17 protein-coding genes and 1 tRNA gene are annotated in these 20957 nt (G+C 67.7%); 14 read left to right on the plus strand and 4 right to left on the minus strand.

The window, feature by feature from the left end:
• Positions 1-3 precede the first annotated feature (3 nt).
• The 12 genes from ACTJIL_RS04050 (at position 4) to ACTJIL_RS04105 (ending at position 14163) form a co-directional block, all read left to right on the plus strand.
• Complete coding sequence (locus tag ACTJIL_RS04050) at positions 4-1515, plus strand: NADH-quinone oxidoreductase subunit M (RefSeq protein ID WP_440754307.1); 1512 nt, start codon at positions 4-6, stop codon at positions 1513-1515.
• 28 nt (positions 1516-1543) lie between these two features.
• Complete coding sequence (nuoN, locus tag ACTJIL_RS04055) at positions 1544-3010, plus strand: NADH-quinone oxidoreductase subunit NuoN (protein WP_440755838.1); 1467 nt, start codon at positions 1544-1546, stop codon at positions 3008-3010.
• Positions 3011-3381: 371 nt separating this feature from the next.
• Positions 3382-3458, plus strand: a tRNA-Met gene (locus tag ACTJIL_RS04060).
• Positions 3459-3652: 194 nt separating this feature from the next.
• Positions 3653-4255 (plus strand): ribosome maturation factor RimP, encoded by a 603-nt coding sequence (gene rimP, locus ACTJIL_RS04065; protein ID WP_440754308.1) that lies wholly within the window; start codon positions 3653-3655, stop codon positions 4253-4255.
• A 7-nt stretch (positions 4256-4262) separates the two neighbouring features.
• On the plus strand, positions 4263-5774 hold the full coding sequence (gene nusA / locus ACTJIL_RS04070; protein ID WP_440754309.1) for a transcription termination factor NusA: 1512 nt from the start codon (positions 4263-4265) through the stop codon (positions 5772-5774).
• Positions 5775-6017: 243 nt separating this feature from the next.
• Entirely contained in the window at positions 6018-8621 is a 2604-nt protein-coding gene (infB, locus tag ACTJIL_RS04075) for a translation initiation factor IF-2 (protein WP_440754310.1), read from the plus strand.
• Entirely contained in the window at positions 8621-8983 is a 363-nt protein-coding gene (gene rbfA, locus ACTJIL_RS04080; RefSeq protein ID WP_440754311.1) for a 30S ribosome-binding factor RbfA, read from the plus strand. Before infB ends, rbfA begins: the two co-directional genes overlap by 1 nt.
• 133 nt (positions 8984-9116) lie before the next feature.
• The gene (gene truB / locus ACTJIL_RS04085) at positions 9117-10088 is read left to right on the plus strand and encodes a tRNA pseudouridine(55) synthase TruB (protein ID WP_440754312.1); all 972 of its coding nucleotides are present in this window, start codon (positions 9117-9119) and stop codon (positions 10086-10088) included.
• 159 nt (positions 10089-10247) lie between these two features.
• Positions 10248-10508, plus strand: coding sequence for a 30S ribosomal protein S15 (rpsO, locus tag ACTJIL_RS04090; RefSeq protein WP_386706832.1), 261 nt, complete (start codon positions 10248-10250; stop codon positions 10506-10508).
• A gap of 125 nt (positions 10509-10633) precedes the next feature.
• Positions 10634-12742 carry a polyribonucleotide nucleotidyltransferase gene (gene pnp / locus ACTJIL_RS04095; protein WP_440754313.1) on the plus strand — a complete coding sequence of 703 codons (2109 nt, stop codon included), beginning with the start codon at positions 10634-10636 and terminating at the stop codon, positions 12740-12742.
• Positions 12743-13069: 327 nt separating this feature from the next.
• A complete protein-coding gene (locus ACTJIL_RS04100; RefSeq protein ID WP_440754314.1) occupies positions 13070-13711 on the plus strand; it encodes a DUF5671 domain-containing protein in 642 nt (213 codons plus the stop codon).
• A complete protein-coding gene (locus ACTJIL_RS04105) occupies positions 13708-14163 on the plus strand; it encodes a hypothetical protein (RefSeq protein WP_440754315.1) in 456 nt (151 codons plus the stop codon). The genes ACTJIL_RS04100 and ACTJIL_RS04105 overlap by 4 nt, the downstream gene beginning before the upstream one ends.
• Positions 14164-14187: 24 nt before the next feature.
• Here ACTJIL_RS04105 and ACTJIL_RS04110 read toward each other — a convergent pair whose 3' ends face one another.
• From ACTJIL_RS04110 to ACTJIL_RS04125, 4 genes are all read right to left on the minus strand, one after another.
• The gene (locus tag ACTJIL_RS04110; RefSeq protein WP_440754316.1) at positions 14188-15297 is read right to left on the minus strand and encodes a hypothetical protein; all 1110 of its coding nucleotides are present in this window, start codon (positions 15295-15297) and stop codon (positions 14188-14190) included.
• A 123-nt stretch (positions 15298-15420) separates the two neighbouring features.
• Positions 15421-15597: a hypothetical protein gene (locus ACTJIL_RS04115; protein ID WP_440754317.1), complete on the minus strand. Its 177-nt coding sequence runs from the start codon at positions 15595-15597 to the stop codon at positions 15421-15423.
• A gap of 106 nt (positions 15598-15703) precedes the next feature.
• A complete protein-coding gene (locus ACTJIL_RS04120; RefSeq protein ID WP_440754318.1) occupies positions 15704-17869 on the minus strand; it encodes a peptidase domain-containing ABC transporter in 2166 nt (721 codons plus the stop codon).
• Positions 17869-19128: an HlyD family secretion protein gene (locus tag ACTJIL_RS04125; protein WP_440754319.1), complete on the minus strand. Its 1260-nt coding sequence runs from the start codon at positions 19126-19128 to the stop codon at positions 17869-17871. Before ACTJIL_RS04125 ends, ACTJIL_RS04120 begins: the two co-directional genes overlap by 1 nt.
• 422 nt (positions 19129-19550) lie before the next feature.
• Here ACTJIL_RS04125 and ACTJIL_RS04130 point away from each other — a divergent pair, with 422 nt between their 5' ends.
• Complete coding sequence (locus tag ACTJIL_RS04130; protein WP_440754320.1) at positions 19551-20177, plus strand: trimeric intracellular cation channel family protein; 627 nt, start codon at positions 19551-19553, stop codon at positions 20175-20177.
• Between the two features lie 168 nt (positions 20178-20345).
• The gene (locus ACTJIL_RS04135; RefSeq protein ID WP_440754321.1) at positions 20346-20876 is read left to right on the plus strand and encodes a DUF4199 domain-containing protein; all 531 of its coding nucleotides are present in this window, start codon (positions 20346-20348) and stop codon (positions 20874-20876) included.
• The last annotated feature ends 81 nt before the right edge of the window (positions 20877-20957 follow it).

The following is a 20957-nucleotide window of genomic DNA, read 5'->3' on the forward strand; positions in this document are numbered from 1 at the left end:
CAAGTGTCGAACTGGCCCCTCCTGAGTCTGTTGATCTGGCTGCCGATCGTCGGTGGCGGACTGGTGCTCGCGCTCGGCAACCAGCGCGCAAGCGCTGCGCGCTGGCTGTCGTTGCTGATCGCGCTGGTGACGTTCGTGCTCAGCATCCCGCTGTTCACGGGCTTCGACTACGCCAACGCCGGGCTGCAGTTCATCGAACGCCGCGAGTGGATCCCGGCCTACGACATCCAGTACCACCTGGGTGCGGACGGCATCTCGATCGCGCTGGTGATACTGACCACGATCACCACGGTGCTGGTGCTGATCGGTGCATGGGGCTCGGTGGCCAAGCGCGTGAGCCAGTACTTCGCCACGATGCTCATCCTCGAAGGCGTGATGATCGGCGTGTTCTGCGCGGTCGACTCGATCCTGTTCTACGCGTTCTTCGAGGGCATGCTGATCCCGATGTTCATCATCATCGGCGTCTGGGGCGGCCCGCGCCGCGTCTATGCGGCGATGAAGTTCTTCCTGTACACGTTCCTCGGCTCGGTGTTCATGCTGGTCGGGCTGATCTACATGTACCTGAAGGGCGGCAGCTGGCAGATCCCGGACCTGGTGCAGCTGTCGCTGACGGCGACCGAGCAGGCGTGGCTGTTCTTCGCGTTCTTCATCGCCTTCGCGGTCAAGGTGCCGATGTTCCCGGTGCATACCTGGTTGCCGGACGCGCACGTGGAGGCGCCAACCGGTGGCTCGGTGGTCCTGGCCGCGATCATGCTGAAGATCGGCGGGTACGGCTTCCTGCGCTTCAGCCTGCCGATCGTCCCCGATGCCAGCCACGAGTTCGCTTGGTTGATGATCACGCTGTCTCTGATCGCGATCGTCTACGTCGGCATGGTGGCGTTGATGCAGGACGACATGAAGAAGCTGGTCGCCTATTCGTCGATCGCGCACATGGGCTTCGTGACCCTGGGCACATTCATCGCCCTGGCGCTGGTCCGCGATGCGCAGAACATCGACGTCGCGCGGCTCGGCCTGCAGGGCGCGATGGTGCAGATGGTGTCGCACGGCTTCATCTCCGGCGCGATGTTCTCGTGCATCGGCGTGCTCTACGACCGCATGCACACGCGCCGGATTTCCGACTACGGCGGTGTCGCGAACGTGATGCCGTGGTTCGCGGCGTTCTGGATCTTCTTCTCGATGGCCAACTCGGGCCTGCCTGGTACCAGCGGCTTCGTCGGCGAGTTCATGATCATCCTGGCCAGCTTCCAGCAGCACCCGCTGATCGCGTTCGCCGCGGCGACCACGCTGATGATCGGCGCCGGCTATTCGCTGTGGCTGGCCAAGCGCGTGATCTGGGGCGACGTGGGCAATGCACACGTGGCCGAGTTGAAGGACATCGACAGCCGCGAGTGGATCGTGCTCGGCGTGTTCGCTGCCGGCGTGCTGCTGATCGGCGTCTGGCCGAAGCCGCTCACCGACCTGATGGAGCCCTCCATCGCGCAACTGGCGGCGCAGCTCGCCGCAAGCAAGCTTTGAGGACGATGCCGCGATGATCCTTGGCGTACTGATGGAAGCAACGATGGTCCCGCAGGTGAGGAGCCTGGCAGACATCGCGCCGCTGGCGCCCGAGCTGCTGGTGGTGATCGGCGCGTTCGCGCTGTTGATGCTCGACCTGTTCCTGGACGAGCGCCGTCGCATCGTCACCCACGTCGGTGCGATCGGCGTGCTGCTGGCCGCCGCATGCATGGTGGCCGCGGGCACGGGCGGGCAGGGCGCGGTGATGCACGACATGTTCATCCGCGACGGCATCGCCGACGTGCTCAAGATCTGCCTGCTGGTGGTCTCGGCGGTGGCGCTGGGTTATGCGTGGACGTTCATGCGCGAGCGCAGCCTGTACAAGGGCGAGCTGCCGGTGCTGGTGCTGTTCGCGACCGTGGGCATGATGCTGCTGGTCTCGGCCGGCAACCTGACGATGGTCTATGTCGGCCTCGAGCTGCTCGCGCTGGGTTCGTACGCGCTGGTGGCGATCGACCGCGACAGCCCGTTGGGTTCGGAAGCGGCGATGAAGTACTTCGTGCTGGGCTCGCTGGCCTCGGGCATGCTGCTGTACGGCATGTCGCTGCTGTACGGGGCCACGCACTCGCTGGACCTGGCCACGATCCACGCCGCCGCAGGCACGCTGTCCGGCGACGACCGCGTGCTGATGCTCACCGGCACCGTGTTCGTTGTCGTCGGCATCGCGTTCAAGTTCGGCGCGGCGCCGTTCCACATGTGGTTGCCCGACACCTACCACGGTGCGCCCACGCCGATCACGCTGTTCATCGGTTCGGCGCCGAAGCTGGCGGCGTTCGGCATGACCTACCGCCTGCTCGAATCGGGGCTCGCCCCCGCGGGCGACCAGTGGCACGTGCTGCTGGCCGGCCTGGCGGCGCTGTCGCTGGCGATCGGCAACGTGGTCGCGATCGCGCAGGGCAACCTCAAGCGCATGCTGGCGTATTCCACCGTCTCGCACGTCGGTTTCATCTTCCTCGGCTTCGCCGGCGGCGGCCCCGAGGGCTATGCGGCGGCGATGTTCTACGCGATCAGCTACGCGATCATGGCGGCGGCGGCGTTCGGCGCCATCATCATGCTTTCGCGCAACGGCTTCGAGGCCGACCGCATCGACGACTTCAAGGGCCTGAACGCGCGCAGCCCGTGGATGGCGGGGCTGGTGCTGTGCATCATGGCCTCGCTGGCCGGTGTGCCGCCGTTCCTCGGCTTCTGGGCCAAGCTGGCGGTGCTGCGCGCCGCGATCCATGGCGACATGCTCTGGCTGGCCATCGTCGGCATCGTGTTTGCGGTGATCGGCGCGTTCTACTACCTGCGCGTGATGAAGGTGATGTACTTCGACGAGCCGGTGGGCGAACCGATCCAGGTCCGCCCGGGACGCCCGCTGCAGGTGGTGTTCTCGATCAATGCGATCTCGCTGCTGGTGCTCGGTTTCGCCTGGAGCCCGCTCATGGCGTGGTGCCAGCGCGCTTTCGGAATCTAGCGCGGCGAAGTCGCGCTTCCGAATTCCCTCCCCTTCAAGGGGGTGAAGACGGATAGCTTGCGAGCCATTGGCTCGCATCCGCCTGAACGCCACGCGTGCTGCGCGTGGCCGGACGGGCAAGGGTGGGGATGGGTGTCCAGCCCGACGCGTGGCTACCCGCCCAAGAAGCACGCCGCCAGGCTGCCTCGGGGATCAGGGCGATATCCAAGGGCCATTCAGCCACGCTTGACTCGAAACCCGTCCCCATCCCGGCCGTCCCCTTGAAGGGGAAGGAGAAGGGCCTGGATAGAGAGGGAAATTCGTGCACTTCGCGCGACATTCCCACGCAGGCTTGCAATAAATTCCCGCAGTCACCATAATTCCGCTCCTGATGCGGGGTGGAGCAGTCTGGCAGCTCGTCGGGCTCATAACCCGAAGGTCGCAGGTTCAAATCCTGCCCCCGCTACCAGCTTTTCGCGATCGACGAAAAGCCTCCACGGAGGCTTTTTTTGATGGCGGCAAGTCGGGCTTGATCGAGGCAGGCTTCATGCCTCGGTGCCGAAATCCAGTGGTATCGGACAAGGGGCCCATTGGGCCCTTTGTCGTTTTTCGGGCCCTTCCGCGACGCATCGGCATGCAGACAGCAGGATCTTCACGGAACAGATGACCGACAAGGCAACCCAAATCGCGACCCTCCTGGCGCCGACCATCCGCTCCCTCGGGGTGGAACTGCTCGGCGCCGAGTACCTGCCGGCTCCCGGCAGCGCGGTGCTGCGCCTGTACATCGACGTCCCGGCCGATGCCGGCGACGGGCGCCAGGTCGGCATCGAGGATTGCGAGGCGGTCAGCCGCGAAGTGTCGGCGCAGCTCGACGTCGAGGATCCGATCAGCGGCAACTACACGCTGGAAGTGTCCTCGCCCGGCGTCGACCGGCCGCTGTTCGCACCAGAGCAGTTCGCGCGGTTCCTGGGCGAGCGCGCCAAGGTCACGCTGAAGCTGCCGCAGGACGGGCGCCGCAGGCTGCAGGGCGTCATCGCCGCGGTCGACGGCGATCGCATCACCTTCGACGTCGACGGCACGCCCGTGGAAGCCGGCTTTGACAACATCGACAAGGCGCGCCTGGTGCCGGACTGGGTGGCACTGGGCCTGGCGCCCGCGCAGGACAAGTCGGGGCGCGACGCGCGTCCGGGCAAGCAAGCGAAGAACAAACCCACAGACAAACGAACCAACAAGACGGCGGCGGCAAAACCGTCCCCCGCGGAGTGAGAAGCAGATGAGCAAGGAACTGTTGCTGGTCGTGGATGCGGTCGCCAATGAAAAGGGCGTGCCGGAGTCCGTGATCCTCGAGGCGATCGAAGCGGCGCTGGCCACTGCGGCCAAGAAGCGCTATCTCGACCAGGACGTGCTGACGCGCGTGGAGATCGACCCGAAGGATGGCAACTACCAGACCTACCGGCGCTGGGAAGTGGTGGCCGACGACGTGGTGATGGAATCGCCCGACCGCCAGATCCGCCTGATGGATGCGCTCGACGAGAGCGAGGGCGCCGAGGTCGGCGACTACATCGAGGAGCAGATCGACAACGTCGATTTCGGCCGCATCGCCGCGCAAGCCGCCAAGCAGGTGATCGTGCAGCGCGTACGCGAAGCCGAGCGCGCACAGGTCGTCGATGCATGGAAGGACCGCGTCGGCGAACTGGTGACCGGCATCGTCAAGCGCGTCGAGCGCGGCAACGTCTACGTCGACCTGGGCGGCAACGCCGAGGCGTTCATCCCCAAGGACAAGGCGATCCCGCGCGACATCGTCCGCGCCGGCGACCGCATCCGCGGCTACCTGTACGACGTGCGCACCGAGCCGCGCGGCCCGCAGTTGTTCATCAGCCGCGCCGCGCCCGAATTCATGATGGAACTGTTCAAGCTCGAAGTGCCGGAAGTCGGCCAGGGCCTGGTCGACATCAAGGCCTGCGCACGCGATCCGGGCGACCGCGCCAAGATCGCCGTGCTCGCCTACGACAACCGCACCGATCCGATCGGCGCCTGCATCGGCATGCGCGGTTCGCGCGTGCAGGCGGTGTCGAACGAGCTCAACGGCGAGCGCGTGGACATCGTGCTGTGGTCGGACAACCCGGCGCAGTTCGTGATCAACGCCATGGCGCCGGCCGAGGTGCAGTCGATCGTGGTCGACGAGGACAAGCATTCGATGGACCTGGCCGTGGCCGAGGACCGCCTCGCGCAGGCGATCGGCAAGGGCGGCCAGAACGTGCGCCTCGCCAGCCGCCTGTCGGGCTGGCAGCTGAACGTGATGACCCAGGACCAGGTCGCAGAGAAGTCGGAGGCCGAGCAGGCCGCCGCGCGTGCGCTGTTCCAGGACAAACTCGAGGTCGACGAGGAGATCGCCAACATCCTGGTCACCGAGGGCTTCAGCACGGTCGAGGAAATCGCCTACGTCCCGGTCGGCGAACTGCTGGCCGTCGAGGGCTTCGACGAGGACATCGTCGAAGAACTGCGCGCCCGCGCCCGCGACGCACTGCTCAACGACGCGCTCGCGGTCGAGGAAGAGCTCGACGAGAACGCGCCCGCCGACGACCTGCTGGCGCTGGAAGGCATGGACGAGGAGACTGCCTTCGCGCTGGCGTCCCACGGCGTGCGCACCAGCGAGGACCTGTCGGACCTGGGCGCGGACGAAGTGGTCGAGTTCGGCATCGAGGGCGTGGATGAATCACGCGCCGCGGCGCTGATCCTGGCTGCGCGCGCGGAGGAAATCGCGCGGCTGGAGCGCGAGAGCTGATCGAACGGACCGGCAGGCGCGGTGCGCCGCCGGTCACGTTCATTGTCGCCCGGGCATGGAGGTCCGGGACTGGCATCCCGCGGGATGCCGAAGTTCGGCCACGGAGGGCGGCAGGAGAGGCAGGAGAGGCCGATCCGGCGGAAGGCAGCCATTTGGCGCCACCCCGGGCCGTTTTCCCCACCGCAGTAGAATCGTTCCATCACGCGCAGGGCCAAGGCCCCCGCCAAAGGACACGGAAACCGAATGTCGCAGCAAACCACCATCCGCAAGCTTGCCGCACTGGTGAACACACCGGTCGAGAAATTGCTGGAGCAGCTGGCCGAGGCCGGCATGAGCTTCAACGATCCGGACCAGGTCGTCACCAGCACCGAGAAGGTCAAGCTTCTGGGCTTCCTGCGTCGTACCCATGGCAAGGCCGACAAGCCTGCCGAGGACGCAGTCGCCCCGAAGAAGATCACGCTCAACCGCAGTCGCAAGCAGGAGCTCACCGTCGGCGGCGGCAAGAACCGCGCCACGGTCGATGTCGTCGTGCGCAAGAAGGTCACCCTGGTCAAGCCGGGCCAGGGCGATGCCGCGGCCCCGGCCGCGTCGGCAACTGCCGCCGCGGCGGGCGGTAACGACGAGCGCGCCGAGATCCTGCGCAAGCTCGAGGAATCGCGCCTGCGCAACCTGACCGAGCAGCAGCGCCTGGCCGAAGAGGACAAGCGTCGCGCCGACGAAGCCGCCGAGCGCAAGCGCCAGGAGGAAGCCGAAGCCGCGCGCCTGCGTGCCGAGGCCGAACTGGCCGCCGCTGCCGTGCCGGCCGAGGACGATGCCGCCGCGCGCAAGCCGCATGGCCATGGCCATCCGAAGCCGGCCGCCCCGCGCGCCGACGACCGGAGCGGGCACAAGCACAAGACCCGCGGCTCGCATGCGATGGTCGCCGGCGTCGAGGACGACGAGAGCGCAGCGCGATTTGCCGGCCAATTGCACCTGAGCGCGGCCGACCGCGCGCGCCGCACCACCGCGCGGCCGAAGTCGCGCTCCACGCGCCAGAACCGCGACCAGGCCCGCACCGGCACCGGGTTCACCCGGCCGACGGCGCCGGTCGTGCGCGAAGTGGCGATCGGCGAAGCGATCACCGTGGCCGACCTCGCCCAGAAGCTGGCGATGAAGGGCGGCGACGTGGTCAAGGCGTTGTTCAAGATGGGCGTCATGGCGACCATCACCCAGACCATCGACCACGACACCGCGGTGCTGGTCACCGAGGAACTGGGCCACACCGCCGTGCGCGCCGACGCCGACGATGCCGAGACCGAGCTGCTGGCGCACGTGGAGGAAACGCAGGGCGACAGGCAGCCGCGCCCGCCCGTGGTCACGATCATGGGCCACGTCGACCACGGCAAGACCTCGCTGCTCGACTACATCCGTCGTACCAAGGTCGCCACCGGCGAGGCCGGCGGTATCACCCAGCACATCGGTGCGTACCACGTCGAGACCGACAAGGGCGTCATCAGCTTCCTCGACACCCCCGGCCACGCAGCGTTCACCTCGATGCGCGCGCGCGGCGCCAAGCTCACCGACATCGTGGTGCTGGTGGTCGCTGCCGACGACGGCGTGATGCCGCAGACGATCGAGGCCGTGCAGCATGCCCGCGCCGCCGGCGTGCCGCTGATCGTGGCGATCAACAAGGTCGACAAGTCCGAAGCCGACCCGTCGCGGATCAAGAACGAGCTGCTGGGCCAGGAAATCGTCGCCGAGGAATTCGGCGGCGAAACGCAGATGGTCGAGCTCTCAGCGAAGACCGGGCAGGGCGTCGACACGCTGCTCGATGCGATTTCGCTGCAGGCCGAAGTGCTTGAACTCAGGGCCGTGGCCGAAGGCCGCGCCAGCGGCGTGGTGATCGAATCCTCGCTCGACAAGGGCCGTGGCCCGGTCGCGACGGTGCTGGTGCAGCAGGGTTCGCTGCAGAAGGGCGACTACCTGGTCTGCGGCGTGCAGTACGGCCGCGTGCGTGCGCTGTTCGACGAGAACGGCAAGCAGGTGCCCGCCGCGGGTCCGTCGATCCCGGTGCAAGTGCTTGGTCTGTCCGGCGTGCCGGATGCCGGCGACGATTTCGTCGTCGTCGAGGACGAGCGCCTGGCCAAGGACGTTGCCCAGCAGCGCGATGCCAAGCGTCGCGAGACGCGCCTGGTGGGCCAGGCCGGCAACCGCATGGAAGACATCATGGCGCAGATGGGCGCGGGCGAAGCCCAGCTCAGCCTGCCGCTGATCATCAAGGCCGACGTGCAGGGTTCGGTGCAGGCGCTGCGCGAGGCATTGACCGCGCTGTCGAACGAGCAGATCCGCATCAACGTGCTCGCCGCCGGCGTCGGTGGCATCACCGAGTCCGACGCGCAGCTGGCCGCGACATCGAAGGCCACGCTGATCGGCTTCAACGTGCGTGCCGATGCCTCGGCGCGCAAGGTGATCGAGGGCAACGGCGTCGACCTGCGCTATTTCTCGATCATCTACGACGTGATCGACCAGGTGAAGCAGGTCGCATCCGGCATCCTCGGCGTCGAGATCCGCGAAGAGATCATCGGTACCGCGGAAGTCCGCGACGTGTTCCGCAGCTCCAAGTTCGGCGCCGTCGCCGGCTGCATGGTGGTCGAGGGCGTGGTCAAGCGCCACAAGCCGATCCGCGTGCTGCGCGACAACACCGTGATCTTCGAGGGCGAGCTCGAATCGCTGCGCCGCTTCAAGGAGAACGTCGACGAGGTGCGCAACGGCACCGAGTGCGGCATCGGCGTGAAGCAGTACAACGACGTGCAGCCGGGCGACCAGATCGAGTGCTTCGAGCGTATCGAAGTGCAGCGCACGCTCTGATGCCGCAGAAGTCTTTCCACCGCACCGACCGCGTTTCCGCCCAGCTTCGTCGCGAGCTGGGCACGCTGGTGCGCGACGCCGTGGCCGAGCATGGCCTGCCGTCGGTCAGCGTGTCGGACGTCGAGGTCACGCGCGACCTGGCGCATGCCAAGGTGTTCGTCACCGCGCTGCAACCCGAACGCGCGACCGAAGCGATGAAGGGACTCAAGGCGGTCGCGCCGGAAGTGCGTTACCGGCTCGCGCGCGCCGTGAACCTGCGTCACGTGCCGGAGCTGCATTTCCACTACGACGATTCCGTCGACCGCGGCGAGCGCATCGACAACCTGCTGCGCGACCTGCCGGATACCGGCGACGACAGCTGAGCTGTCGTGGGAGCGGCTTCAAGCCGTGCGCTTTTGATTTTCACCGTTGCCCGAAGAGCTCGCGGCTGAAGCCGCTCCCACAAGAGCGTGGGTACAAGAGCACGGCCCCGCGCCTCGACCCTACAATGCCCGGATGAGCAAGCCGCCACGCACGCGATTCCGCAGCCTCGACGGCATCCTGCTGCTCGACAAGCCGCGTGGACTGAGCTCCAACCAGGCGCTGCAGCGCGTGCGCCACCTGTTCCGCGCGCAGAAGGCCGGGCATACCGGCAGCCTCGACCCGCTGGCCACCGGCCTGCTGCCGGTCTGCTTCGGCGAGGCGACCAAGATCGCCGGCGGCCTGCTCGGCGCGCGCAAGGCCTACGACGCGGTGGCGCGGCTGGGCATCGTCACCGATACCGACGACGCCGACGGCCAGCCGCTGCGTGAACGACCGGTGCCGGCCTTGTCCATCGACACCATCGACGCCGCCCTGCGGGCGTTGACCGGGCGCATCCGCCAGCGCCCGCCGATCTATTCGGCGCTCAAGCGTGGTGGCGAGCCGCTGTATGCCAAGGCGCGCCGCGGCGAGGTGGTGGAGGTCGAGGAGCGCGAGGTCGACGTGCACGCCTTCGAGCTGCAGGCCGCCGCCGACCTGCTCGATGCCGGCGAGCCGCTGCTGCGCCTGCATGTCGAATGCGGTTCAGGAACCTATGTGCGCAGCCTGGTGCGCGACCTCGGCGAGGCGCTCGGCTGCGGCGCGCATGTCGCCGAGCTGCGCCGGCTCTGGGTCGATCCGTTCCGCGAGCCGAAGCTGTGGACACTGGACGACCTGCAGGCGCTGGCCGGCCGCGGCGAGCGCGGGCTCGACGCCTGCCTGCTGCCGGTGGAAAGCGGCATGGCCTCGTGGCCGGAAGTGGAGGTCGATGCGGCCCAGGCGGCGCGCCTGTCCTATGGGCAAGGCGTGTCCGGCGGCTTCCGTCCGTCGGGCGCGGTGGCGATCTTCGATCCACGGGGACGCGCGCTGGGGCTGGGCGAGGTCGATGGCGAGGGGCTGCTGCGGCCGCAGCGCCTGTTCAGCTGGGCCTGTGCCCAGCCGGGCATCCCGGTTGCCAAGGCGCGTTGACCTTGTGACCGGCGGCGCCAGGCGCTACAATTTTGCGGCTTTTTCAAGCACTTTCGCACCACCCATCCTGCAAACGGCGAGCCGAGCGGTGCGTGGACCATGCCACTGGCATGGCGCCGCGTTCCTGCAAGCCACGCATCTACCCGAGGCAAACACCAGATGTCCATCGACACCAGCACCGTCATCAACGAACACAAGCGCGGCGACAACGACACCGGCTCGCCGGAAGTCCAGGTCGCCCTGCTCACCGCCCGCATCGTGCACCTGACCGAGCACTTCAAGGCCCACAAGCACGACCACCACAGCCGTCGTGGCCTGCTGAAGATGGTCAACCGCCGCCGCAGCCTGCTCGACTACCTGCACCGCAAGGACGTCGCGCGCTACAAGTCCCTGATCGAGAAGCTCGGCCTGCGCCGGTAACCCCGGACCACACCGCGGCGCAGCAATGCGCCGCGGTTCTTTTTTGGATCGCTTCGCGCGGTCCGCCCGGCGCGGGCAAGGGTCCGCGTCCGGTCCATCGCTAGAGTCATCCAAGGAATACACACGTGGCAAAAGTTACCAAGAGCTTCCAGTACGGCAAACAGACGGTCACGATCGAGACCGGTGAGATCGCCCGCCAGGCCGGCGGCGCCGTCATGGTGTCGTGCGACGGCACCGTGCTGCTGGTCAGTGCGGTCGCCAACAAGACCGCGCGCGAGGGGCAGGATTTCTTCCCGCTCACCGTCGACTACCAGGAGAAGTTCTACGCCGGTGGCCGCATCCCGGGCGGCTTCTTCAAGCGCGAAGGCCGCCAGACCGAGAAGGAAACGCTGATCTCGCGCCTGATCGATCGCCCGATCCGCCCGCTGTTCCCCGATGGCTTCCGCAACGAAGTGCAGATCATCGCCACCGTGATGTCGATGAACCCGGAAGTCGACGGCGACATCCTCGCCCTGATCGGCGCGTCCGCCGCGCTGTCGCTGTCCGGTGCGCCGTTCGACGGCCCGATCGGCGCGGCCAAGGTCGGTTACAAGGACGGCCAGTACCTGCTCAACCCCTCGAAGACCGAACTGGTCGACTCGCAGCTCGAGCTCGTCGTCGCCGGTACCGCCAACGCGGTGCTGATGGTCGAGTCCGAAGCGCAGGAACTGTCGGAAGACGTGATGCTGGGTGCGGTGATGTTCGGCCACCAGCAGATGCAGGTTGCGATCAACGCCATCAACGAACTGGTCGCCGAAGCCGGCAAGCCGAAGTGGACCTGGTCCGCCCCGGTTGCCGACGCGAACATGATCGGTGCGCTCAAGACCGCCATCGGCGATCGCCTGACCCAGGCTTTCGCGGTACGCGACAAGCTCGAGCGCAAGGACGCCATCTCGGCGCTGAAGAAGGACGTGATCTCCGGCCTCGCCGAGCAGATCGAGGCCAACGGCTGGAACCCGGCCGAAGTCTCCAAGCAGTTCAGCGAGCTCGAGTACGAGACCATGCGTGGCGCTGTGCTGAGCAGCAAGATCCGCATCGACGGCCGTGCGCTCGACACCGTGCGCCCGATCGCATCGAAGGTCAGCATCCTGCCGCGCGTGCACGGTTCGGCGCTGTTCACCCGTGGCGAGACCCAGGCGATCGTCGCGGTCACCCTGGGCACCGCGCGTGACGGCCAGATCATCGATGCCGTCGGTGGCGAGTACAAGGACCACTTCCTGTTCCATTACAACTTCCCGCCCTATTCGGTCGGCGAAGCCGGCCGCATGATGGGCCCGAAGCGTCGCGAGATCGGCCACGGCCGCCTCGCCAAGCGTGGCGTGCTGGCGGTGATGCCGACGATGGAAGCCTTCCCGTACACCATCCGCGTCGTCTCGGAGATCACCGAGTCGAACGGTTCCTCGTCGATGGCATCGGTCTGCGGCTCGTCGCTGGCACTGATGGACGCCGGCGTGCCGATCAAGGCGCCGGTCGCGGGTATCGCGATGGGCCTGGTGAAGGAAGGCAACGACTTCGTCGTGCTGTCCGACATCCTCGGCGACGAAGACCACCTCGGCGACATGGACTTCAAGGTGGCCGGTACCTCGAACGGCATCTCGGCGCTGCAGATGGACATCAAGATCCAGGGCATCACCGAGGAAATCATGAAGGTGGCGCTGGCCCAGGCCAAGCAGGGCCGCCTGCACATCCTCGGCGAGATGGCCAACGCGCTGACCGCGCCGCGCCCGGAGCTGTCCGACTTCGCGCCGCGCCTGATCACCATCAAGATCCACCCCGACAAGATCCGCGAAGTGATCGGCAAGGGCGGTTCGGTGATCCAGGCGATCACCAAGGAAACCGGCACCCAGATCGACATCCAGGACGACGGCACCATCACCATCGCCTCCGTCGACGCCGCCGCCGGCAAGGCCGCCAAGGACCGCATCGAGCAGATCACCTCCGACGTCGAGCCGGGCCGCATCTACGAGGGCAAGGTCGTCAAGCTGATGGACTTCGGTGCATTCGTCACCATCTCCCCCGGCAAGGACGGCCTGGTCCACGTGTCGCAGATCTCCAACGAGCGCGTCGAGAAGGTGTCCGACAAGCTCAAGGAAGGCGACGTGGTCAAGGTCAAGGTGCTGGAAGTCGACAAGCAGGGCCGCATCCGCCTGTCGATGAAGGCCGTGGAAGAAGGCGAGGGCGTGTCGGCCGAGTAAGCCGCCGCGACATCGCTGCACAATACGAGAGAGCGGGCTTCGGCCCGCTTTTTCTTTGGTTCTTCTCCCGACTGAGGGAAAACGCGCGTCCAGGTGACTGGGCGCCGGGTGCGAATGCCCATGCGCGCGAATGTCCTCCGGCGCCGGCCTGCGGCCGAGGCCTCCTCCTTGATTTCGCACCCAAGGGCATTCGCACCCGCGTTCCGACTTGCCCGGCGGTTCAAGAGCGAAAGGCAAGGGGGCTACGGCGACCCATTGGAACTGGCGTGAATGATCTGTCGTGCCGCCTGCTACAGTCGCCGCCATCGCAATCACGGAGTGCGGGCAATGGCGGCAGGAGCACAGGAACTCGAGATCTTCGTGCGCGAGGCGCTGCTGCGCGGGCAGTCGCGCGAGGCCATTGCGCAGGCGCTGGCCGCGGCCGGGTGGAGCGAGGCGCAGACCCGCGACGTGCTGTCCGCCTATGCCGACGTCGACTTTCCCGTGCCGGTGCCGCGCCCACGGGCCTCGCTGTCGGCGCGCGAGGCGTTCCTGTACCTGGTGCTGTTCGTCTCCCTGTACTACTCGGCGTTCCACGTCGGCAGCCTGCTGTTCGACCTGATCAACGCCGCCTTCCCGGATGCCGCTGCCAGCCGCGGCTACGAGGTGTTCGGCTCCTCGATGCGCTGGTCCACGGCCTCGGTGATCATCGCGTTCCCGGTCTTCGCGCTGCTGGCGCGCCATCTTGCGCGCGAAGTGGACCGGCAGCCGATCAAGCGGCTCTCGCCGGTGCGTCGCTGGCTGACCTACCTGACCCTGTTCCTGGCCGCGGTCGCGCTGATCTGCGACGTCACCACCCTGGTCTACAACCTGCTCGGCGGGGAACTGAGCGTCCGCTTCGTGCTCAAGGTGCTGGTGGTGGGCGCGATTGCCGGCGGCGTGTTCGGCTACTACCTGCACGACCTGCGCCGTGAAGAGGTGTCAGCGTGAGCGCCCGGCCCGTCGGGCTTTGGCTACTGGTGCTGGCCGGCGCCGTGGTGCTGGCCACGGTGGCGGGGGCGATCGTGGTGATGGGCTCGCCGGCCGAGCAACGGCGCATGCGCATCGACGAGCGACGCGTGGACGATCTGCGCCAGGTCGAAGCGGCGGCGCGCGCTTTCCGGGCCGATACCGGTGCGCTTCCGGACACGCTCGACGCGCTCGACGCGCGGCCGGGTGTTGCGCTGGATGTCTCCGATCCGGAAACCGGATCGCGCTACGAATACCGGAAGACGGGTGCCGATGCGTTCGAGCTGTGCGCGACCTTCATCACCGACACCGCGGCCAAGCGCGAAGCGAAAAGGCGCTGGCAGGACCCGCACTGGGTGCATGGCGCAGGGCGGCACTGCTTCACGTTCCGCATCGACGGCGGCAGTCGCAGCGATCCGCAACCCCGTCCCTGACGGCAACACCCGACGCCGAGGCTGCTATTCGCGGCTGATCCAATCGCCTGCGGCGGCCTCGGCCTCCATCTGCGGACGCACCTGTTGCCACCATTGGGCGTGTTCCTCGCTCGCGTTGTAGGCGGCGTAGGAAAGCGCAGGGTCGGGATCCAGGCTGTAGTCGGTTCGCCCCTGGCCAAGCATGGCGGACATCGCCTGCAGCAGCGGCAGTTGCGGCACCAATTGTTCGAGGAACAGGAACTGCCCGGCCTGGTTGACTTCGAGGAAGTACGCCTCGCCATTTTCGTCAAGGGCCAGGTCGAAGCAGCCGAAGACGATTCCGAGCGCCCGCATCACCGCCTTGAGCTTGTCCGCGCAGCCTGTGGGGAGCTCGGCCACCGTCGCTTCCAGGCTGGTGCCGTGCTGGTGCGCACGCCAGTCCACGAACGCCTGGCCGGAGGTTGAACGCAGGGCGACGGTGAACAGGCGCTCGCCGATCGCGACCACGCGCAGGTCGCTGCGCTTTTCAACGTAGGCCTGGTAGATGCCCGGGCAATGGCGCAGGCTTTCGTCGCCCGCCAGCATGGATTCATCCAGGATGCTGGCATAGGTGCTGAACGCGTCGCCATCCGCGTTCTCCCAGCTGTGGGTCATGAAGGGCTTGTAGATCACTTTTCCGTGCCGGCGGAAGAACGCGCGGATCTCCACCGGGTCATTGGAAACGAGGGTGGCCGGGAAGCGCACGCCGCACCGGCGGGCGGCGCGCAGCTGCACGAGCTTGTTCTCGGCCTCGATCGCCGCGGCCGGCGGATTGATCCAGAGTCGGTCAGACAGGTCGCCCGCCAGCAGGTAGAGGTTCTTGAGGAAGCGCGCCCATTCGGTGCGCACGAACGCGAGGTCGCTTTGCCGCACGCGCGGGAAGTCTTCAGGATTGCGCGTGCGCCGGTACCAGACCGGACCGATCTCCGCGCCCAGCGCGCCCGAGGCCCGCCAGGGTGTTTCGTCGTCGCTGTACAGCGATATCGCGCCTGCAGCGGGGTCGGCAAAGGAGGAGACCCAAAGCGGTTCGACGCCGCTGCATCGCAATCCCCAGCTGACCGCATGGGCGTGGATATCGTGGGACAGCGACGAGAGGATCAGCGGGCGTGATGGCATGCAGCGAGTCCGGCTTGGTCCGGGGCGCGGCGCGAAAGGGGGCGATGCGCAGTCCCGGTTCCATTCGTGGACACGCCCCGCGGGTGCGGGGCGTGCGGAGTGCGAAAGATTCGCGCAATCGGATCAGTAGATGTCGCCCGGATCAGCCGGATCGTCACCGCGCGGACCGGTGGCGTGGGTGGTGTCGGGACGGCCGCCGGCGACTGCCGCGATTTCTTCCGCGGAGAGTTCGCGTGCCGCGATTCGAGCAAGCGGACGTGCCAGCGTGTCTTCCTGGGGTGCAACGTCATGCTGTTTCATGCATCGTTTCTCCTGGCTGCGCCGGTGGATGGACTGCATCGGATGCAGTTGCGCCGGAACCGGCTCCGGCGCGATCCGATGCTAGCCAGATTCCAAAAATTCGTTGTTAGCCGGCATTAACCGCGATTGCCGCTTCTGCGTGTGATGCCTGTCTCGATCGGTAGTCGGGCTCCGTCATCGACTGCGCGCGGCCGGCCTGGAGGGCGATCACGCGATCGACGCTGGCGATGGTGTCCGGTCGATGCGCGATGACGATGCGGGTCATGTTCATGCCGGCGATGGCCGCATTGATCGCGCGTTCGCGGCCGACATCGAGATGGCTGGTGGCCTCGTCCAGCAGCAGGATCGCCGGCTGCCGGTACAGCGCGCGCGCCAGCAGCACGCGCTGTTTCTGTCCGCCAGACAACGCGGACCCCATGTCGCCGACCAGCGACTCGTAGCCCATCGGCATGGCGACGATGTCGTCGTGGATGTGGGCGGCGCGCGCGGCCGCTTCGATCGCCTGCGCGGTGGCATCGGGATCGAAGAACGAAATGTTGTCGGCCACCGAGCCGGCGAACAGGACGTCCTCCTGCATCACCGCACCGAAGCGAGCGCGATACTCGGCCAGCCCGTAGCGGCGCACGTCGATGCCGCCGATGCGGATCGAGCCTTCGGCGGGTTGCAGCAGGCCGAGGACGAGCTTGGCGAGCGTCGTCTTGCCGCAACCGGAAGGGCCGACGATGGCGACCGATTCGCCGGCCTCGATGACCAGCGAGCAGTCGTGCAGCACCCACGGATCGTCGTCGGCGTAACGGAAGCCGAGGCTTTCGATCTCGATGCGCGGTTCGGGCGTGGGTCCCGAATAGCCGCCATGCACGTGCGGCTCCGGCGCCTCGAGCGCGATGTCGGCCACGCGCTCGCCGTGCAGGCCGAGCAGGCGCAGGTCGACCAGCTTGTCGATCAGGCTGCCGGTGCGGGTCGCGAACAGCTCCGCGTAGGTCACGAACACCACCAGCATGCCGGCGCTGAAGCGGCCTTCCAGGGTCATCCACGCGCACAGCCAGATCAGCACCACGCGCTGGCCGCCGATCACCAGCTTCGACAAGGCGGCGAACGTGGCCGTGAGCCGGCCGATCGCGGCCTCGCGCCGCGCCACTTCGATCGATGCGTTGGCCACGCGCGCCTGGCGGTCGCCCTGTTTGTTGGCGAGCTTGACTGTCTGCACGCCCTGGATCGCCTCGATCAACTGGCTCTGCTGCCGCGAGACGTAAACCAGCTGTTCCTCTTTCAGCCGCCAGAGCTTGCGGTACGCGACCCAGCGCAGCGCCGCGTACAGGGCGAAGGCAGCGAGCACCAGCAAGGTCAGCGGCACGCTGTAGAACACCAGCATGGCCAGCACCAGCACCACGGTGAGCCCGTCGAGCAGCGCTTCGACGAAGCTGCCGGTCAGCGTCTGCTGGATCGCCTGCACCGACGTGAAGCGCGACAGCACGCCGCCGACATGGCGCTTCTCGAAGTAGTCCAGCGGCAGGCGCATCAGGTGGCCGAACAGCTGGCCGATCCACTGCGCGCCCAGCGATGCGCCGATGTCGGCGACCAGCCAGCCGCGCATCGCCGCGATCGCGGCCTGGAACAGCACCACCGCGAGGAAGCCGATGCCGATCAGCGTCAGCAGCCCGTAGTCGGCCGACACCAGTACCTGGTCGATCACCCACTGCAGCGCCAGCGGTAGCGCCAGAGTGAACACTTCGAGCGCCAGTGCCAGCAGCAGGACCTGCACCGCGGCGGTGCGCAGCCCGGCGATCCGCGCGGCCAGTGCGCGCAGCGTCGGCCGCGCCCCGGTGCGTTCGTGCATGGGTTCGAAGTCGGGCACTGGCGTGAGTTCGAGCGCGACGCCGGTGAAATGGCGGCCGGCTTCCTCGAGCGACATCGTCACTGCCCCACGCGCAGGATCGTGGATCTCGATCCCGCGCCGCCCGACATGCTTGAGCACCACGAAGTGGTTGAGGTCCCAGTGCAGGATGCACGGCGTGCGCAGGTCGGCGAGCAGTTCGGGTTCGGTGCGCAGCGGCCGCGCCTCGAAGCCCATGCGGTCGCCGATCTCGATCAGCCGCGACAGCCCCACGCCCTTGAGCGAGACCGGGAAGCGGCGACGCAGGCCCGCGAGGTCGACGTCGTGCCCGTGGTAGCGCGCGACCATCGCCAGGCAGGCCAGGCCGCATTCGGCCAGTTCGCCCTGCTGGATCACCGGCAGGCGCGCGCTGCCCGACATGCGCAACGAGACCGGCATCAGTGCGTTGCCTCGAGCGAAGCGGTGGTTTCCGGTGATGGTCGGTCGGGCGCGGACCACAGCAGGTCGCGCAGGCGGCGGTGTTCGAGCATCAGGTCGGCCTCCAGCTGCATGCCGACGCGCGGCGCCAGCATGCGGCCGGCCTCACCGGCGATGCGCTGGTGCAGCGGCGCGACCAGGACCCGGTAGGACGGCTCGGCGACGGTGACGCCGGCACGCTCGCGGATCTCGTCGACCGACAGCGCCACGCCGCCGATGTCGACGATGCGCCCGGGCTGGCGCCCGAACTTCTGGTGCGGAAATGCCGCGTACCGCATCGAAACATCGCCGCCGACCGCCAGCGTGCCGATGGCGCGGCTGGGCACCCACAGTTCGGCCTGCAACGGCGAGTCGCCGGGGATGATCGACAGCAGTCGCTGGCCAGCGGCCACCGACTGGCCCGGTTTGATGGACAGGCCCGACACCACGCCGGCACGCGCGGCGCGCAGCACCTGGCCGCGCTGCACTTCATTGCGCGCGATCGCCAGATCGACGTCCGACAGTGCGCGCTCGGCCACGCCACGCCGCGATTCGCCTGCGCGCGGCAATTCGGCGAGTTGCGCCCGCGCGCCTGCGAGCTCCCCTTGCACCTGCAGGCGCTGCTGCCGTGCGAGCTGCGCGTGGGCCTGCGCATCCAGCGCGGTGGTCTCGTACTGCTGCATCTGCACCGCGCTCACGATCTGCTGTTCGACCAGCGGGCGGATGCGCTCGATCATTGCACTCGCATCGGCGGCCTGGTGTTGCCGCAGGTCCTGCTCGGCGGCGGCCGCGACAAGCTGTCGCTCCAGCAGCGCGATGCGCTCGCCCAGCGCGTCGCGCTGCAGGCGTTCGGAATCACCCGCGGACGCGAGCTCCGCGGCAAGGCTGTGCCGTTGCCGACGCAACTGCCGGTCGATGCTTTCGCCCACGCCGCGCGCGGGCAGGGCGGGGCTGTCGGGGTCGGCGGACAGCTCAAGCAAGGGCTGGCCGGCCGCGACGGCCTGTCCTTCGCGCACCTGCAATCTGGCGACCGTCGATGGTGCCTCTGCCGCGACCTCGATCAGGCCCGCGCGCGGCACCAGTCGCCCCTGCACGCGTTCCTTGCGCGTATAGCCACCGAACGCCAGCAGCAACACGATGGCCAGCATCGCCGACGCGGCGAGGATCGCCATCGGCCAGGCCATGCGCGACCTGGGCAGGTGCACGCCGCCGAGCCAGGCGTCCTTGCGGGCCTGTGTCACCTCGTGCCTGAACAATCCTTCCGCCACGTCGATCCTCGCCAAAAACCGGATCTATTGAAGCACAGGGAAAATGCGCGTCAGCCGCCACGTTGTGTGCCGGCGTTCACTGTTCGGCCCGGCAAACTCCGCGCACCCGATGCGGCGGGCAATCCACTGGCGGCCGCCGCGCCTGCACTGCCACGCAGGATGATGTTGCCGTGTTCGCGCATTCCGCGGCCCGGTCATCCATGAAGGACCGGGCAGGGCGCGCCGGGCTCCGTGCGGCTGTCGGAGGCATCCTGCGAGTCGTGGCGGTCGACACCCATGGCGGGATAGGCTTGGCAGCTGGGGTGCCCGGGTCTGCGATGGCGAAGGCGCCTTCGTGGCTGACAGGAACGGCAGGCGTTCCGGACTTCGATGCGTGCGCGTGGGAGCGCGAATCCATGAACGAAACCCTGCTGTTCACCGTGCTGGACATGGCCGGCACCTTCGCCTTCGCCATCAGCGGCGCGGTCGCCGCGCGGCAGAAGAACCTCGACCTGTTCGGCATCATCGCCATCGCCTACATGGTCGCCTGCGGCGGCGGCATCATCCGCGACGTCTGCATCGGCGCGATCCCGCCGGCCGGCCTGGCCGACTGGCGCTACCTGACGCTCGCCCTGATCGCGGCAGCACTGGCGATGGTGGCCTATCCGCTGCTGCAACGCCTGGACCATCCGGTGCAGATGTTCGACGCGCTCGGGCTGAGCTTCTTCGCCGTGTTCGGCGCCCACAAGGCGCTGCTGCTGGGCCACAACGCCCAGGTCGCGATCGTGCTGGGGATCGTCAGCGCGGTCGGCGGCGGCGCCATGCGCGACGTGCTGCTCAACCGCACCCCGCTGATCCTGCGCAAGGAAATCTACGCCTCCGCCGCACTGCTCGCCGCCGTGGTGCAGGTCACCGGCGAACGACTGGGGCAGGCCATGGAATGGGTGCCATGGGTCGGCATCCTGCTGTGCTTCGGCCTGCGCTACCTGGCGATGCGCCATGGCTGGAACCTGCCGCGCTTCGCCCCGCACCGTAAGCCGTAGCCCCGGTGGCCGCCGTCCATCGGGTGTGGAAGTTCTGTCGCTTCATGGAGCGGCCTGCTACAGGCACGCTGGTGCGGAGGACGGAGGCTGCCGGGGTGTAACCTCGACGGCGTCGCGGCGCGGGCCGGGTTTACTCCAATTCTGTTCGGGTGCACGGGAGGGGGTCTCATGTGGCGCAACATCCTGAAATACGGCGTGATCGCAGGCCTGGTGGTCGCCGCTGGCATGTGGGCGACGCTGCTGGCGTTCGGCGGCAACATGCCGCATGGCATGTCGGGCATGGCGCTGGGCTACCTGGGCATGCTGGTGGGGCTCAGTGCGGTGTTCTTCGGGATCAGGCGCCACCGCGACGTGGACCGCGGCGGGACGGTCGGGTTCTGGCCGGCGTTCGGCCTGGGTCTGGGAATCTCGCTGGTCGCGGCGATCTTCTACGTGCTGGCCTGGGAATTGGCGCAGGCGACGGTAGTGGGGGACTTCGCCGGGCAGTACGCGGCGTCGGCGATCGCACAGGCGAAGGCGGAAGGTGCGGATGCGGCCGCGCTGGCGGAGCTGGGCATGCAGATGGAATCGTTCAAGCAGCTGTACGCCAATCCGCTGTTCCGGCTGCCGATGACGTTCGTGGAGATCTTCCCGGTGGGGGGGCTGGTGTCGCTAGTGTCGGCGGTGGTATTGCGGAGAGCCGAAAGCGCGCGGCTGTAGCGGCTCCCACAGGGAGGGCTGCGCGCGGGCGGCAAGCGGTCAGCAAGCCACAGGTCGGGCTACGCCCCCGACGTGCGGGGG

The sequence above is a fragment of the Luteimonas sp. 22616 genome (assembly GCF_052044325.1).
Lineage (GTDB): Bacteria > Pseudomonadota > Gammaproteobacteria > Xanthomonadales > Xanthomonadaceae > Luteimonas.